The organism is Catellatospora paridis, from assembly GCF_009720365.1.
In the GTDB taxonomy this organism is placed as follows: domain Bacteria; phylum Actinomycetota; class Actinomycetes; order Mycobacteriales; family Micromonosporaceae; genus Catellatospora; species Catellatospora paridis.
In genome coordinates this window covers 235,886-250,668 of sequence record NZ_ML769318.1, presented here as the reverse complement: position 1 = coordinate 250,668, position 14,783 = coordinate 235,886, and the positions used below count along the sequence as shown (strand labels likewise).

Here is a 14,783-nt window from a genome sequence, read left to right as displayed (position 1 = left end):
CGCAAGCGCGGACGCTTGCCGCCAAGCGTGCCAATCACCCCCGGGGCGGAGATCCGTTGTCTGTGATGTAGTTCTCGGTGCGGCCTATGTACTCGCCGGTAACGGCCGTGCAGAATCCTTTTCACAAGCGCGGGCGGCGGGTGCCGGGGAGGGCCCCGCCGTTCGCTGCATCCAGGGGCGGGAGACGGACCATGCAGTTCGGGCGCTACTTCGAGGAGTTCGAGGTCGGGGCGATCTACAAGCACTGGCCCGGCAAGACCGTCACGGAGTACGACGACCACCTGTTCTGCCTGCTGACGATGAACCACCACCCGCTGCACCTGGACGCCCACTACGCGGCGACGCAGACCGAGTTCAAGCGCAACGTGGTGGTCGGCAACTACATCTACTCGCTGCTGCTGGGCATGTCGGTGCCCGACGTCAGCGGCAAGGCCATCGCCAACCTCGAGGTCGAGAGCCTGCGCCACGTCGCGCCGACCTTTCACGGCGACACCATCTACGGCGAGACCACAGTGCTGGACAAGCGCGAGTCCGGCTCCAAGCCCGACCGCGGCGTGGTCAGCGTCGAGACCCGCGGCTACAACCAGGACGGCACCCTGGTCTGCATCTTCAAGCGCAAGGTCATGGTCCCCAAGCGCCCCGACACCGCCCCCGAGTGACCGGCGGCCCGCGCACCCCGCTTTGCATAGACGTTGGCCTATCTAGATGACTCCGATCGCCGGATTTTCACCTAGATAGGCCAACGTCTATTACAAGCCGGGCGCGCGGGGCACGGCGCAGGCGGCGGTGCCGCCGGGGAGCCGGTGGCGGTGACGGGCGATCCAGCGGTACACCGGCCACGAGAAGAGTCCCACCGCGGGCAGGTCGAGCGCGGCGCCCAGCGGGCGCCAGGGTGAGCGGCTCGCCCGCAGGAGTGCGGCAATGGCTTCCGGGCCGGCGAGCGCGGGGCGGCCGGGCTCCACGTACTGCACCGCGGTCAGGCACTGCTCCCGGGTCAGCCCCAGGGCGGGCAGGTCGGCGCTGTGCCACGGCACGATCACGGCGGCGGTCGGCACCCGGCGGCGGATGAACTCGACGCACCGGGTGCAGAAGGCGCAGTCGCCGTCGTAGACGAAGGTCGCGGACACGTCTTCATGGTCCTCCGCCTCGCACGCGTTGTATCGCGTGCCGCCCTGTGCGTCACGTCACCGTCTGTACCGTGGACAGGACGGGAATGAGCTAAGTGGCGCAGTGGTTTACATGGACGCTGGTCACTCGAAGAAATGAGGAGCACGACGATGGGCACCGTGGAGTTCACCACCGAAAACTTCGGCGAGAAGACGAGCGGCGACGGCATCACGTTCGTCGACTTCTGGGCGAGCTGGTGTGGTCCGTGTGTCCGTTTCGCGCCGGTCTACGAGCGGGCCGCCGAGGCGAACCCGGACGTCACCTTCGGCAAGGTCGACACTGAGGCGCAGCAGGAACTCGCCATGCACTTCAACATCCAGTCGATCCCCACGATCATGGCCATCCGCGACGGCGTGATCGTGTACTCGCAGCCGGGCGCCCTGCCCGAGGCCGCCTTCCTGGACCTGCTCCAGAAGGTGCGCGAGCTCGACATGGAGCAGGTGAAGGCGGACGCGACAGCTGCCTAGCGTTCGAACATATGTTTCAATAGCGGGGTGCGCTGGAGCCATCTGACCGAGAGCATCCCGCCGGACGCGACCGCGCCGGTGCAGCAGACGCTGCCCGGCGCGGTCGTGCGTACGTTCGACACGCCCGGCTTCGCCGGCATGACCTTCTACGAGGTACGCGCCAAGTCGCTGATCAACAAGGTGGCGGGCGAGCCGCGCGGGGTGCCGTTCGAATACACGATCAACCCATATCGCGGCTGCACCCACGCCTGCTCGTACTGCCTGGCCGGGGACACTCCCGTGCTGATGGCCGACGGCCGCACCAAGCCCATCGCCGAGCTGCGGGTCGGCGACGCGATCATCGGCACCGTCCGCGAGGGCTCCTACCGGCGGTATGCGGTGACCCACGTGCGCGACAAGTGGTCCACGGTGAAGCCCGCCTACCGGGTGACCCTGCGCGACGGCACCGAGCTGGTGGCCAGCGGCGACCACCGGTTCCTGACCGACCGGGGCTGGAAGCACGTCACCGGGGCCAGGTCGGGACCCGAGCAGCGGCCGCACCTGACCACGGGCAACAAGCTGATGGGCACCGGCCGCTTCGCCGAGCAGCCCAAGGAGTCCCCGGAGTACCTTCGCGGCTACCTGCACGCGGTGCTGCGCCCGGAGCCGGAGACCGGCTACCGCGATCCGTACGGCACCGTGCCGCGCTTCCGGCTGGCGTGTGCCGAGCCGCAGGTGCTCAGCCGCACGATCGGCTACCTGCGCGAGTCCGGCGTGCACACCGCCGAGTACACGCCGCTGGGCCAGCGCACCGGGCTGCGCACGTACGCCCGGCGGGATCTCGATCTGATCGGCCTGCTGCTGCAGCGGCCGGAGGAACGCGACGCCGAGTGGGACAAGGGCTTCCTGGCCGGGGTCTTCGACGCCGAGGGCAGCCACACCCAGGGCCTGTGGCGCATCGTGCACACCGACCCGGAGCTGGTCGAGCCGACGAGGGCGGCGCTGCGGGCGTTCGGGTTCGAGTTCGTCGTCGAGGACCGGCGCGACCCGATCGGGCTGCTCAGCCTGCGGCTGCTCGGGGGGCTGCCGGAGAAGTTGCGCTTCTTCCACCTGACCGACCCGGCGGTGACCCGGCGGCGCACGGTGCAGGGCGTCGCGATCAAGGGCACGGTGCCGCTGCACGTGGCGTCGATCGAGCCGCTGGGCCTGGAGCTGCCGCTGTGGGACATCACCACCGGCACCGGCGACTTCATCGCCAACGGCGTGGTCAGCCACAACTGCTTCGCCCGCAACACGCACAGCTACCTCGACCTGGACACCGGGCACGACTTCGATTCGAAGATCGTGGTGAAGGTGAACGCGCCCGAGCTGCTGCGCCGCGAGCTGGCCTCGCCCCGCTGGAACGGCAAGCCGATCGCGATGGGCACCAACGTCGACTGCTACCAGCGCGCGGAAGGCCGTTACCAGCTGATGCCGGGCATCATCGGGGCGCTGTCGGACTGGTCGAACCCGTTCTCGATCCTCACCAAGGGCACCCTGATCCTGCGGGACCTGCCGCTGCTGCAGCAGGCCGCGCAGCGGGCCCGGGTGTCGGTGGCGTTCTCCATCGGCTTCCTCGACGAGGCGCTGTGGCGCAGCGTCGAGTCGGGCACGCCCAGCCCGTCGCGGCGGCTCGACGCGGTGCGCCGGATGAGCGACGCGGGCTTGCGGGTCGGCGTGCTGATGGCGCCGATCCTGCCGGGCCTGTCCGACAGCGAGGAGCAGCTCGACGCGACGGTCGGGGCGCTGGTCGCGGCGGGGGCGGCGAGCATCACGCCGCTGGTCCTGCACCTGCGGCCCGGCGCCCGGGAGTGGTACCTGAGCTGGCTCGCCGCGAACCATCCGGAGCTGGTGCCGTTCTACCAGCGGCTCTACCCCGGCAACCGGGCCTACGTGAGCGCCGACTACCAGCGGCTGGTCACCGCGAAGGTGCGGCGGGCCTGCCGGCGGCACGGGCTGCCGGCCCGGGACACGCCTACCCGGGACCTGGTGATGACCGGGGACGAGACGGAGCCGCCCGCCGCCGGCGAGGCGGCGGGCGTTCAGCTCACGCTTCTGTGAACGAGGGCTGCCGGTCGGTGCCCTGGATCCAGCCGACCACGCGGCGCTCCATCACGAACGACAGGAACGGGATGGTGCCGGCCAGCGCCACCAGCAGGATGCGGGTGACCGGCCACTGCACCCGGCGGGCCAGGTCGCCGACGGCGGCCAGGTAGACCACGAACAGCCAGCCGTGCACCGGGGCGATGATCAGCACGCCGACGTTGTTGTCGGCGAAGTACTTCATGGGCATGGCGACGAGGGTCAGCGCCAGTAGCAGCACGCCCACGATCCAGGCGATGATGCGGTACCGGGTCAGTGCGCCGTTCATCGATACTCCTTAGCGGGATAGTCGCTGGGTCGTGCCTCGGGGTTCTCGTTCAGCCAGGCCAGGTAACGGTTGTACTCGGCCAGCTGCGGATCGCCGGAGTCGTCGACCGCGGCAGTGGGCTGATTCACCCGCCGCGTGATGACCGGCCGCGGCCGGTCCACCGGGTCAACGGTCGGGGCCGTGGACTCGGCACGGCCCTTGCGGAGGGTGAGCCGGATCTCCCGGACCCAGATCACCACCACGAAGATCGCGAAGATCGGCCACTCGAAGGTGTACGCCCAGCTCAAAGTGTTTCCCTCGGCGGCGCGGCCCGCCTGCCACCAGCCGAGGGCGAGACATGTGACGACGGCCAGCAGCGCCAGCGCATGACCGGCCAGCCAGCCGGGGGTGAGCAGTCGTCGCACGTCGGCCAGAATAGCCTGCCCCGAAATCGACACCGGCCGCGCCGTTGGCGGAGGTGAGGTGGTCTCGTAGCCTTTGCGAGTGATCGCCGTGCCGACGACCCCGCGCGCCCGCGCCGCCGCGCTCACCGCGGCCGGACTCCTGCTCATCGCCGGCGCGTGGTGGTACGGACGCACCACTCCCGTCCATCCGCTGTCCGGCGACGAGGCGAACACCGTCTGGCTGATCGTCCTCGGGGTCGGGGCCGCCGTGGCGCGCTCCTTGCACCTGATGCGCCACCCGAACGGGCGGTGGCGCCAGGGCGCCGCCGACGGCGAGCCCGGCCTCGTGCTCACCCCGGTGTCGGACCGGGTGCTCACCGCGCTGTGGTTCGCCGTGCAGCTGCCGATCATCGCCCGCTGGGCGCGGCTGGAGGACGGCCGTGAGGCCGGTCTCGCGATCGGGTGGACGCTGCTGGCGCTGGGGCTGCTCTGGGTGGTCGTGCGTCCGGCCCACGGCAACGCCCGGCAGATCGTGCTCAATGCGAGCGGGGTCCGCGTACACCGGCGGCACCTGCCCTGGTCGCAGGTGCGCTCGGCGCGCCCGAACAGCGGGGCCGGGGTGCGCCTGGACACCACTGACGGCACGCTGCGCCTGCGCGGCGCCGACTACCGGATGCGCGACGCCGAGGTCGCCGCCGTCCTGCAGCACTACCTCGACCACCCCGAACTCCGGGGCGACCTCGCCTACCTCCCCGACGCCCCGCCGGAGCTGCGCTCGCGCTGACACGCCGAGGGCGCGACCCGACCCGGGTCGCGCCCTCGGCACCCGGTCAGCGCGCGCGGTACTCCTTGAGGAGGCCGCGCGAGATGATCGTTTTCTGGATCTCGCTGGTGCCCTCGCCGATGAGCAGGAACGGGGCCTCGCGCATGAGGCGCTCGATCTCGTACTCCTTGGAGAAGCCGTAGCCGCCGTGGATGCGGAACGACTCGGTGACGATCTCGTGGCAGTACTCGCTGGCCAGCAGCTTGGCCATACCGGCCTCGACGTCGTTGCGCTCGCCGGAGTCCTTGAGCCGGGCCGCGTTGACCATCAGCGCGTGCGAAGCCTCGATCTTGGTGCCCATCTCGGCGAGCTTGAAGGCGATGGCCTGGTGCTGCGCGATCGGCTTGCCGAACGTCGCCCGCTGCTGGGCGTACGCCACGGCGAGTTCGAACGCGCGGATCGAGATGCCGCAGGCGCGGGCGGCCACGTTGACCCGGCCCACCTCGATGCCGTCCATCATCTGGTAGAAGCCGCGACCGGCCTTGTCGGCGCCGCCGAGGATCGCCGACTCGGGCACCCGGTGGCCGTTGAGCACCATCTCGGTGGTCTCGACGCCCTTGTAGCCCATCTTCTCGATCTTGCCGGGGATGGTCAGGCCGGGCGCGGTCTCGCCGAATCCGGGCTCCTTCTCCAGCAGGAACGTGGTCATGTTGCCGTAGACGCTGTCGGCGCCCTGGTCGGTCTTGACCAGGGTGGCCACCACGGACGAGTACGCGCCGTTGGTCAGCCACATCTTCTGGCCGTTCAGCACGTAGGAGTCGCCGTCGCGGACCGCCTTCGAGGTGATCGCGGCGACGTCGGAGCCGGTGTTGGGCTCGGACATGCTGAACGCGCCGCGCACCTCGCCGGTGGCCATCCGGGGCAGCAGCCGCTGCTTCTGCTCCTCGGAGCCGTGCTGGCCGATCAGGTACGCCACGATGAAGTGGGTGTTGACGATGCCCGACACCGACATCCAGCCGCGGGACAGCTCCTCCACGACCAGGGCATAGGTCAGCAGGGACTCGCCGAGTCCGCCGTACTCCTCGCCGATGGTCAGGCCGAACAGGCCCATCTCCTTCATCCCGGCGAGGATCTCCTCGGGGTACTCGTCGGCGTGCTCCAGCCGCTGCGCGCGCGGGATGATCTCCTTGTCCGCGAACTCGCGCACCGTCTCGAGGATCGCGGTCTGCACATCGGACAAGCCTGGAGTACGGGCGAGACGAGCCATATGTCAGCCTCCTGGGGACTGAACGAACCTTCAGGTGAGCTGAGTATGAGCCGGGCCTCCGTCCCATCCAAGGCGCTTGACAGCACCGTCACTGTGAAAAGGTTCACCGGGTTCGCTAACGTGCGCTGAACCCACATCCGAGAGACAAGGCACCCCATGAGCTACACCCCGCCCGGCCAGGACCCCTACGCCCAGCAGCCGGACCCCTACGCGCAGCCGCAGCAGCCGAACCCCTACGGCCAGCCGCAGCCCCCCGCGCAGCAGCCGTACGGCGAGCAGCCCGGCCTGCAGCAGCCCTACGCCCAGCCGTGGGGCACCGCGCCGCTGAAGCAGAACAACGGCCTCGCCCTCGCCGCGATGATCGTCGGCATCATCGCCATCCCCGCCGCGTGCTGCGCGCTGCTCGGCGTGGCCGTCGGCGCGGCCGGCGCCATCATGGGCCACATCAGCATGAAGCAGATCGCCCAGCAGGGGCAGTCCAACCGCTCGCAGGCGCTGACGGGCATCATCTGCGGTTACGTCGGCGTGGGTCTCGGCATCCTGAACGGCATCGCCGGGCTGGCGCTGAACCTCAACGGCGGCTTCGGCTCGTTCTGACCAGACGTCGAGTCAGGAGCTCTTCATGACCTACCCGCCGCCGAGCCCGGATCCGTTCAACCAGCAACCTGATCCGTACGCTCCGCCGCCCACCCCGAATCCGTACACCCCGCAGCCGGTCAGCGGGGACCCCTACGCGGTGCCGCCGGTCAGCGCGGACCCGTACGCCGCGCCGGCCGCCAGCGGCGCGCCGTACTCCCCGCAGCCGACGGGCGCGTACGGCGTGCCCTTCACCCCCTACGCACAGGGTCCTGCCGCGCCCGGCACGAACGGGATGGCGATCGCGTCGATGGTGCTCGGCATCGTGGGCGTGCTGATGTGCTGGTGCTACGGCATCGGCGCGCTGCCCGGGCTCATCGGCGCGATCCTCGGCCACGTCAGCCAGAAGCAGATCAGGGAGCGTCAGCAGGAGGGCCGTGGGATGGCCATCACCGGCATCATCACGGGATGGTCCGCCGTCGCGCTGACCGTCATTGGGATCTTGATCGTCGTGATCATCGTTGCCAACGACCCGACCTTCTGGGACGAGATCCAGAACGGCAGCAGCAGCAGCGACTGGGACTGACCTTGGGAGAGAAGTCATGACGTACCCGCCTCCGCCAGCCGGCCAGGACCCGTACTCGGGTCAGCCGGATCCCTACGCGCCGCCGTCCGCGGCCAACCCGTACGCGACACCGCCGTCGTACGGCTCCCCGGCCGTGCCCGGCTCTCCGGCGACGCCGCCGGCGAGCGTGCCGCCGGTGGCACCGCAGTCGGGGCAGCCCTACGCCGACCCCTACAAGTCGGCGGACCCCTACGCCGCGCCGCAGCAGCCGTACGGGCAGGCTCCGTACGGGCAGCAGCCTTACGGACAGCAGCCCTACGGCGGCTACCCGCCGCCCCGGCCGCAGAACAGCATGGCCCTGGTCGCGCTGATCCTGTCCCTGGTCGGCCTGATGACCTGGATCACCGCCCCGATCGGGGCGATCCTCGGTCACTCGGCGATGAAGCAGATCCGCCAGAGCGGCGAGGACGGCGAGGGGATGGCGAAGGCGGCGATCATCGTCGGCTGGATCATCACGGGCCTCGGCGTGGTCGGCTGCCTCTGCGCATTCGGCCTGCCGTTCCTGGCCATGCTGGGCGTGAGCGGCGCCAGCTCGTACTGACGACGGCGGCGCGCACCGGACACCGGGTGGGCCGCCGAACACCGATCGAGGCTCCGACCTGCTGTCCCAGACAGCCTGGTCGGAGCCTCGACTCGTACGGTCCCGCGCGGCGCGTCAGAGGACGGCGGTGGCGCTCGCGTCCCACAGGCGGGCGGCGAACCGCGGGTCGCGGGCGCTGGGGTGCGGGCGGGTCGGCTTGCGCAGCACGTAGTACGCGCCGTTCTGCAGCCGGACCGGGTCCTCGGTGGCCAGCCAGACCAGCTGGTCGGCACCCTGCTCCGGGGTGGCGATACCGGGACCGATCTTGTAGAACAGCCGGGCCGCGGGCGTGCCGAAGCGGGTGCGCACCACGCCCGGGTGGAAGGAGTAGCTGAGCAGGTCCGGCCAGCGCCGGGCGGCCTCCGCCGCGAACAGGATGTTGGCCCGCTTCGAGCCGCCGTACGCCAGCCAGGCGCTGTAGATGCCGCCGCGCCGGTCCAGGTTGTCCGGATCGAGGGTGCCGAACGAGTGCGCCATCGACGCCGTGTTGACGATGCGGGCGCCCGGTGCCAGCTGGTCGCGCATCAGGTGCGCCAGCAGGAACGGGGCCAGGTGGTTGGTCTGGATGGTCAGCTCGTGACCGTCCACGGTGGCGGTGCGCCGGTTCGCGAGCAGGCCCGCGTTGTTGGCCAGCACGTCGACGCGCTGCCCGGAGAGCTTGGCGGCCAGGTCGCGCACCTGTGACAGCTGTGCGAAGTCGGCCAGCAGGCCGACCGGCTCGGGGCCCGCCGCCTCGGCCCGGACCGCGCCCAGTGCCGCGTCCAGCCGGCCCGGATCGCGCCCGACCAGGGTGACCTGCCAGCCCTGTCGCACCAGCGCGACAGCCGCCGCCTGCCCGATGCCGGACGTGGCACCGGTGATCACCGCATGGCGCGTGAGATCTTCCACAGTCCCGTTCTCCTCTCGACGGGAGTGAGGTTACCGTGGCGTCAACTACTGAACGCTCCCTAAGGAGTATCGATGGCCGCTCTCGGGCGTGCCCGCAGGTCATGTCTGGCCGTGCCGGGTTCCAGCGTCAAGATGCTCGGCAAGGCCCAGGGCCTGCCCGCCGACCAGGTCTTCCTCGACCTGGAGGACGCGGTGGCGCCGCTGGCCAAGCCTGAGGCCCGCAAAAACATCGTGGCCGCGCTCAACGAGGGCGACTGGGCCGGCAAGACCCGCGTGGTACGGGTCAACGACCTGACCACGCCGTGGACGTACACGGATGTCATCGAGATCGTCGAGGGCGCGGGCGCCAACCTGGACGCGATCATGCTGCCCAAGGTGCAGAGTGCGTCGCACGTAGAGTGGCTCGACCTGACGCTGACCCAGCTGGAGAAGTCGCTCGGCCTGCCGGTCGGCGCGATCGGCATCGAGGCCCAGATCGAGAACGCGGCCGGGCTGGTCAACGTGGACGCCATCGCGGCCGCCTCGCCCCGCGTGGAGACGATCATCTTCGGCCCCGCCGACTTCATGGCCTCGATCAACATGAAGTCTCTGGTCGTCGGCTCGCTCATCCCCGGCTACCCGGGCGACCCGTACCACTACATCCTGATGCGCATCCTGATGGCCGCGCGCATGCACGACAAGCAGGCCATCGACGGGCCGTACCTGCAGATCAAGGATGTGGACGGGTTCACCGAGGTGGCCCGGCGCTCGGCGGCGCTCGGCTTCGACGGCAAGTGGGTGCTGCACCCCGGCCAGCTCGACGCCGCCAACGAGGTCTACTCGCCGGCCCAGTCCGACTACGACCACGCCGAGCTGATCCTCGACGCCTACGACTACTACACCTCCGAGCAGGGCGGCCGCCTCGGCGCGGTCATGCTCGGCGACGAGATGATCGACGAGGCCTCCCGCAAGATGGCCCTGGTCATCTCCGCCAAGGGCCGCGCCGCCGGCATGACCCGCACCACGTCGTTCACACACGCGGCCTGACTGCCCCGGCTGTCATAGACGTTGGCCTATCTAGATGAGTTCGATCGCCAAGAAGTCATCCAGATAGGCCGACGTCTATTAAAGCGCCGGCCGCGGGACCCCTGCGGGTCCGGCGGCCGGCGTTCGATCAGTGGGTACGCGGTCAGTCGCGCAGTTCGGCGATGCAGCACTTCACGCTGCCGCCGCCCTTCTTCAGCTCGGCGAGGTCCACCAGGACCGGGTGGTAGCCCGCCGCGGTGAGCTTGTCCGCGAACGCGGTCGACTCCGTGTTGATCACGACGTTGCGGCCGTCGCTGACCAGGTTCAGCGCGAACGCGAGCGCGTCGGCCTCGTCGGCGATCACGGCGTTCGGGAACAGCTGCGCGATGACCTTCTGCGAGGCCGCGGAGAACGCGCCGGGGTAGTAGGCGATGTTCTCGTCGTCGAGCACGGTCAGCGCGACGTCGAGGTGGTAGAAGCGCGGGTCGACCAGCTTCAGCGAGATCACCGGGCGGCCCAGGGCCTCGGCGGCCTCGGCGTGCGCGGCGGGCTCGGTGCGGAAGCCGTACCCGGCGAGCGCGATGCCGCCGTGGGCGTCGGGCAGGTAGGCGAAGTCGCCCTCACCCTCGTTGATCTGGGTCGGCGCGACGAAGGCGTACTCGTCGCGGGACTCGTAGAAGGCCCGGTGCGCGGTGGCCTCGTCGGCGCGCTGCGGGTAGCGGAACTTCGCCCCGTACGCGACGCCGTCGACCACGAACCCGCCGTTGGCCGCGAAGACCATGTCCGGCAGACCGGCCTGCGGGGTGAGCACGTGCACCGTGTGGCCGAGATCGACCATCGTCTGGCGCAGCACGTCCCACTGCTTGACCGCCAGCGCGGTGTCCACCGGTGCGGTGGTGTCCATCCACGGGTTGATGGCGTACTCCACGACGAAGTGCTCCGGGGCGCACATCAGGTAGGTACGCGGACGGGGCCGCCGGGCAGTGGGGATCAAGTCACGCTCTGTCACGATCAGCAAGGTTACGCACCCGAGCCGCCGCCCAGTAGCGGGAAGGATTGCGTCTTTACGCTGGTCTGTTGCGTCTTAGCGGCCTCGAACGGCGGTCTGTTGCGTGAAAGGGCAGGTTCGTTTACGGATCGGCGGCGACGCACCGTGACGGACTACCGGAAACGGAACAGGCGCAGCGAATTCGTCACCACGAAGATGCTGCTCAGCGCCATCGCGGCAGCCGCCAGCACCGGCGTGACCAGGCCCGCCGCGGCCAGCGGCAGCGCCGCCACGTTGTAGGCGAACGCCCAGAACAGGTTGCCCTTGATCGTCCGCAGGGTCGCCCGCGACAGCCGGATCGCGTCCGCGGCGACGGTCAGCTCCCCGCGGACCAGCGTCAGGTCGGCGGCCTCGATCGCCGCGTCGGTGCCGGTGCCCATCGCCAGGCCGAGGTCGGCGGCGGCCAGCGCCGCCGCGTCGTTGACCCCGTCGCCGACCATCGCCACCGTGTGCCCCTGCTCCTGCAGCCGCCGCACCGCGTCGACCTTGCCGGCGGGGAGCACCCCGGCGATGACCTCGCCGATGCCGACCTCGGCCGCCACCGCCCGCGCCGGGGCCTCGGCGTCACCGGTCAGCAGCACCGGCCGCAGCCCGAGCCGCTTGAACTCGGCCACCGCGGCGGCCGACCCGGGCTTGACCGTGTCCGCCACCAGCAGCCAACCCGCGAACTCACCGTCGAGAGCCACCGCCACCGCGGTGCGCGCCTCGTCGGCCAGGACCTCGCCCCCCTGCTTCCCGCCGGCTTGCCTGATCACGCCGGTCGCGGCAGTCGCCCCCGTCGCGGCCGCCACGGCATTCGCGGCGGGTACGTCCACCAGGTCGAGGGCCATGCCCTGCTCGGCGAGCAGTGACGCGCGGCCGACCAGCACCTTGCGGCCGTCGACGACGCCCTGTGCGCCCAGGCCGGGCAGGGACTGGAAGTCGTGCACCGCGCCGGGGGCGATCCCGCGCGCGGCCGCCCCGTTCACCACGGCCCGCGCGATCGGGTGTTCGGACGCGTGCTCCACCGCGGCGGCGTACCGCAGCAGGTCCTGCTCTTCGATCCCGGCGGCCGGGAGCGTGCCGACAAGCGTCATCACGCCGGTGGTGACCGTGCCCGTCTTGTCGAGCACGATCGTGTCGACCCGGCGGGTGGATTCGAGCACCTCCGGGCCCTTGATCAGGATGCCGAGCTGGGCGCCCCGGCCGGTGCCCACCAGCAGCGCGGTCGGCGTGGCCAGGCCCAGTGCACACGGGCAGGCCACGATCAGCACCGCCACCGCCGCGGTGACCGCGGCCGAGGTGACCCCGCCGTCGTACGCCGTCCAGAACGCGAACGTGCCCACCGCCAGCGCGATCACGACCGGGACGAACACGCCGGAGATCCGGTCGGCCAGCCGCTGCACGGGGGCCTTGCCCGACTGCGCCTCGGTGACCAGCTTCGCCATCTGCGCGAGCTGGGTGTCCGCGCCGACCCGGGTCGCCCGCACCACCAGCCGGCCGCCGGCGTTCACGGTCGCGCCGACCACCGCGTCGCCGGCGCCGACCTCGACCGGCATGCTCTCGCCGGTGAGCAGGGCGGTGTCCACCGCGCTGCTGCCCTCGACGATCACGCCGTCAGTGGCGATCTTCTCGCCGGGGCGCACCACGAACAGGTCGCCGACCGCGAGGCGGTCCACCGGAACCCGCTGCTCGACGCCGTTTCGCAGCAGCACCGCGTCCTTCGCGCCCAGGTCCAGCAGCGCCCGCAGGGCCGAGCCCGCGCGGCGCTTGGCCCGGTGCTCGAACCACCGCCCGGCCAGCAGGAACGTGGTCAAGGTGGTGGTTACCTCGAGGTAGAGGTGCATGCCGGGGTCGTCGCCGCGAGCGGCCAGCCAGGTCAGCGACATGGTCATGCCGGGCATGCCCGCGCCGCCGAAGAACAGTGCCCAGGCGCTCCAGCCGTACGACACCAGCACGCCGAGGCTGATCAGCGTGTCCATGGTGGCCGCGCCGTGGCGCGCGTTGAGCGCCGCGGCCCGGTGGAACGGCCAGGCGCCCCACACCGCGACCGGCGTGGCCAGCGTGAACGCCAGCCACTGCCAGTTGGTGAACTGCAGCGCCGGGATCATGCTGAGCAGCACCACGGGCAGCGTCAGCAGGCCACTGATCAGCAGCCGCTGACCGAGCGGGTCGGGCTCGGGCCGGGCGGCCTCGTCGCTGGGGAGAGCGACCTGCGGCACGGCGGCCGTGTACCCGGTGGCCTCGACGACCTTGATCAGGTCGCCGACGGAGACCGTCTCCGGGTAGGTCACGTGCGCGGTCTCGGTGGCGAAGTTGACGGTGGCGGTCACGCCGTCCACCCGGTTCAGCTTCTTCTCCACCCGGCCGGCACAGGTGGCGCAGGTCATCCCGCCGATGTCCAGCTCGATGACGTTCGCCTGCCGCAGGTCCATGACCCCTTCGCCCCCTACTTCACTTCCAGCGTGTACTGCGCCGTGCGGACCTTGCCGCCCACCGAGTAGTCGAAGAACATCCGGTAACGCCCCGGGCTCGGCGCGGCGAGCCAGAACTTCACTCCGCCGTTGACCAGCGCGGGCTCCGGGTGCACGTGCACGTAGGCCAGGTCCAGCTCGCGCAGCACCACCAGGTGGCCGAACGAGCCGAGGTACGGCTCCAGCGCGGCGGTCGCGCCGCCCTGCTTGACCGTGAACAGCATCGGCTGGCTGGCCCCGATGACCGGGGTGCCCTCGTAGCCGGCGGTCAGGCCGTCGGCCGAGACCTCGCGGGCCGCCGCGGGCAGCGGCTGCGGGCGGTAGTCACCGGCCACGGTGAGGTCGGTGCCGAGCGCGATCGCGGTCTGCGTGCCGCCCGCGCTGATCGCGGTGAAGTCGGCGTACGCCCGCCAGAGGCCCGGCGTGGCCAGGTCGGCCTGCACGGTCCAGGTGCCGTCGGCGGCCATGGTCGGGTGCAGGTGCTGGTAGCCGGTCATGTCCCGGCGTACGACGACCAGGTGCAGCGGCTTGTCGTGCACCACCGCGAAGTCCGTCACCGCCTTGCCGTCCGCCCCGTTGACCACGAACTTGAGGTGCTGCGGGCCGGGCGCGGCGAACACCGTCGCCGCGGGGGCCAGCGTGTAGCCGCCGCTGCTCACCGCCAGGCCGCCGACCTCGGATCCCGCGCTGGCCTGCGGGGCGTGCGCGTGCACGCCGCCCATGCCCGGTGAGGCCGCCGGAGCCCCGGTCGTCGCCCCCTGCGTCGGGCTCTCGGCCGGGCCGAGCACCTTGCCGAGGGTGAAACCGACGACCAGCGCCACGATCAGCCCGCCGACGAACATGCCGAGCTTGGTGCCCGCCGCGTCGCCGGTGCGGGCCGCCGACTGGGCGCGCACCACCCCGGCCTGCTCGGGCACCTCGGCCTGCGTCGACTGCCGCTCAGGCATCTACGCCGGCCAGCTGGTAACCCGCCTCGTCGACGGCGTTGCGCACCTCGTCGAGCGGCAGCACGGCATCGCTGACGACCGCGGCGTTGCCCGCGGCGAGGTCGATCACGACCTCCTTCACGCCGGGCAGCGCGGTCAGCTCCCTGGTCACCGCGCTGGCGCAGTGCCCGCAGGTCATGCCGGTGATCTGGTATGTCGTCCGAACGGACATCGCGGTCTCCCTAC

General features: G+C 70.9%; 17 protein-coding genes. 8 read left to right on the top strand and 9 right to left on the bottom strand.

Annotated elements, in window-relative coordinates; genetic code table 11:
• Nucleotides 1-191 precede the first annotated feature (191 nt).
• Nucleotides 192-659 carry a MaoC family dehydratase gene (locus F9C41_RS20820; protein WP_155388497.1) on the top strand — a complete coding sequence of 156 codons (468 nt, stop codon included), beginning with the start codon at nt 192-194 and terminating at the stop codon, nt 657-659.
• 90 nt (nt 660-749) lie between these two features.
• Here F9C41_RS20820 and F9C41_RS20815 read toward each other — a convergent pair whose 3' ends face one another.
• Nucleotides 750-1,127 carry a thiol-disulfide oxidoreductase DCC family protein gene (locus F9C41_RS20815; protein WP_155388496.1) on the bottom strand — a complete coding sequence of 126 codons (378 nt, stop codon included), beginning with the start codon at nt 1,125-1,127 and terminating at the stop codon, nt 750-752.
• 150 nt (nt 1,128-1,277) lie between these two features.
• Between F9C41_RS20815 and F9C41_RS20810 the strand changes: the two genes are divergently transcribed.
• Together F9C41_RS20810 and F9C41_RS20805 are read left to right on the top strand one after the other, a co-directional pair.
• On the top strand, nt 1,278-1,634 hold the full coding sequence (locus tag F9C41_RS20810; RefSeq protein ID WP_120317972.1) for a thioredoxin family protein: 357 nt from the start codon (nt 1,278-1,280) through the stop codon (nt 1,632-1,634).
• 27 nt (nt 1,635-1,661) lie between these two features.
• A complete protein-coding gene (locus tag F9C41_RS20805; RefSeq protein WP_196279863.1) occupies nt 1,662-3,713 on the top strand; it encodes an intein-containing Rv2578c family radical SAM protein in 2,052 nt (683 codons plus the stop codon).
• Here the strand turns inward: F9C41_RS20805 and F9C41_RS20800 are convergent.
• Together F9C41_RS20800 and F9C41_RS20795 are read right to left on the bottom strand one after the other, a co-directional pair.
• Nucleotides 3,700-4,023, bottom strand: coding sequence for a DUF3817 domain-containing protein (locus F9C41_RS20800; protein ID WP_155388495.1), 324 nt, complete (start codon nt 4,021-4,023; stop codon nt 3,700-3,702). The two genes, F9C41_RS20805 and F9C41_RS20800, sit on opposite strands and share 14 nt — an antisense overlap.
• A complete protein-coding gene (locus tag F9C41_RS20795; RefSeq protein ID WP_155388494.1) occupies nt 4,020-4,427 on the bottom strand; it encodes a hypothetical protein in 408 nt (135 codons plus the stop codon). Before F9C41_RS20795 ends, F9C41_RS20800 begins: the two co-directional genes overlap by 4 nt.
• Before the next feature lie 79 nt (nt 4,428-4,506).
• Between F9C41_RS20795 and F9C41_RS20790 the strand changes: the two genes are divergently transcribed.
• Nucleotides 4,507-5,190, top strand: a complete 684-nt coding sequence (locus F9C41_RS20790) for a hypothetical protein (protein WP_155388493.1) — start codon at nt 4,507-4,509, stop codon at nt 5,188-5,190.
• Between the two features lie 46 nt (nt 5,191-5,236).
• Here the strand turns inward: F9C41_RS20790 and F9C41_RS20785 are convergent, their stop codons facing one another.
• Nucleotides 5,237-6,436 (bottom strand): acyl-CoA dehydrogenase family protein, encoded by a 1,200-nt coding sequence (locus F9C41_RS20785; protein WP_155388492.1) that lies wholly within the window; start codon nt 6,434-6,436, stop codon nt 5,237-5,239.
• A gap of 156 nt (nt 6,437-6,592) precedes the next feature.
• Here F9C41_RS20785 and F9C41_RS20780 point away from each other — a divergent pair, with 156 nt between their 5' ends.
• The 3 genes from F9C41_RS20780 to F9C41_RS20770 are packed head-to-tail and all read left to right on the top strand — an operon-like array spanning nt 6,593 to nt 8,178.
• Nucleotides 6,593-7,033 carry a DUF4190 domain-containing protein gene (locus F9C41_RS20780; protein ID WP_155388491.1) on the top strand — a complete coding sequence of 147 codons (441 nt, stop codon included), beginning with the start codon at nt 6,593-6,595 and terminating at the stop codon, nt 7,031-7,033.
• 25 nt (nt 7,034-7,058) lie between these two features.
• Nucleotides 7,059-7,598: a DUF4190 domain-containing protein gene (locus tag F9C41_RS20775; RefSeq protein WP_155388490.1), complete on the top strand. Its 540-nt coding sequence runs from the start codon at nt 7,059-7,061 to the stop codon at nt 7,596-7,598.
• Between the two features lie 16 nt (nt 7,599-7,614).
• Nucleotides 7,615-8,178: a DUF4190 domain-containing protein gene (locus F9C41_RS20770; protein WP_155388489.1), complete on the top strand. Its 564-nt coding sequence runs from the start codon at nt 7,615-7,617 to the stop codon at nt 8,176-8,178.
• 114 nt (nt 8,179-8,292) lie between these two features.
• Here the strand turns inward: F9C41_RS20770 and F9C41_RS20765 are convergent, their stop codons facing one another.
• Nucleotides 8,293-9,105: an SDR family NAD(P)-dependent oxidoreductase gene (locus tag F9C41_RS20765; RefSeq protein ID WP_155388488.1), complete on the bottom strand. Its 813-nt coding sequence runs from the start codon at nt 9,103-9,105 to the stop codon at nt 8,293-8,295.
• 72 nt (nt 9,106-9,177) lie between these two features.
• On the opposite strand from F9C41_RS20765, the gene F9C41_RS20760 reads away from it, so the two are divergent.
• Nucleotides 9,178-10,131 carry an HpcH/HpaI aldolase/citrate lyase family protein gene (locus tag F9C41_RS20760; RefSeq protein WP_155388487.1) on the top strand — a complete coding sequence of 318 codons (954 nt, stop codon included), beginning with the start codon at nt 9,178-9,180 and terminating at the stop codon, nt 10,129-10,131.
• A gap of 142 nt (nt 10,132-10,273) precedes the next feature.
• On the opposite strand, the gene ddaH is transcribed toward F9C41_RS20760, so the two are convergent.
• The 4 genes from ddaH to F9C41_RS20740 form a co-directional block, all read right to left on the bottom strand.
• Entirely contained in the window at nt 10,274-11,119 is an 846-nt protein-coding gene (gene ddaH, locus F9C41_RS20755; protein ID WP_407924715.1) for a dimethylargininase, read from the bottom strand.
• Nucleotides 11,120-11,271: 152 nt separating this feature from the next.
• A complete protein-coding gene (locus F9C41_RS20750; RefSeq protein ID WP_155388486.1) occupies nt 11,272-13,572 on the bottom strand; it encodes a heavy metal translocating P-type ATPase in 2,301 nt (766 codons plus the stop codon).
• Between the two features lie 14 nt (nt 13,573-13,586).
• Nucleotides 13,587-14,558: a hypothetical protein gene (locus F9C41_RS20745; RefSeq protein ID WP_230689804.1), complete on the bottom strand. Its 972-nt coding sequence runs from the start codon at nt 14,556-14,558 to the stop codon at nt 13,587-13,589.
• Nucleotides 14,551-14,769 carry a heavy-metal-associated domain-containing protein gene (locus F9C41_RS20740; RefSeq protein ID WP_155388485.1) on the bottom strand — a complete coding sequence of 73 codons (219 nt, stop codon included), beginning with the start codon at nt 14,767-14,769 and terminating at the stop codon, nt 14,551-14,553. The genes F9C41_RS20745 and F9C41_RS20740 overlap by 8 nt, the downstream gene beginning before the upstream one ends.
• Nucleotides 14,770-14,783 lie beyond the last annotated feature (14 nt).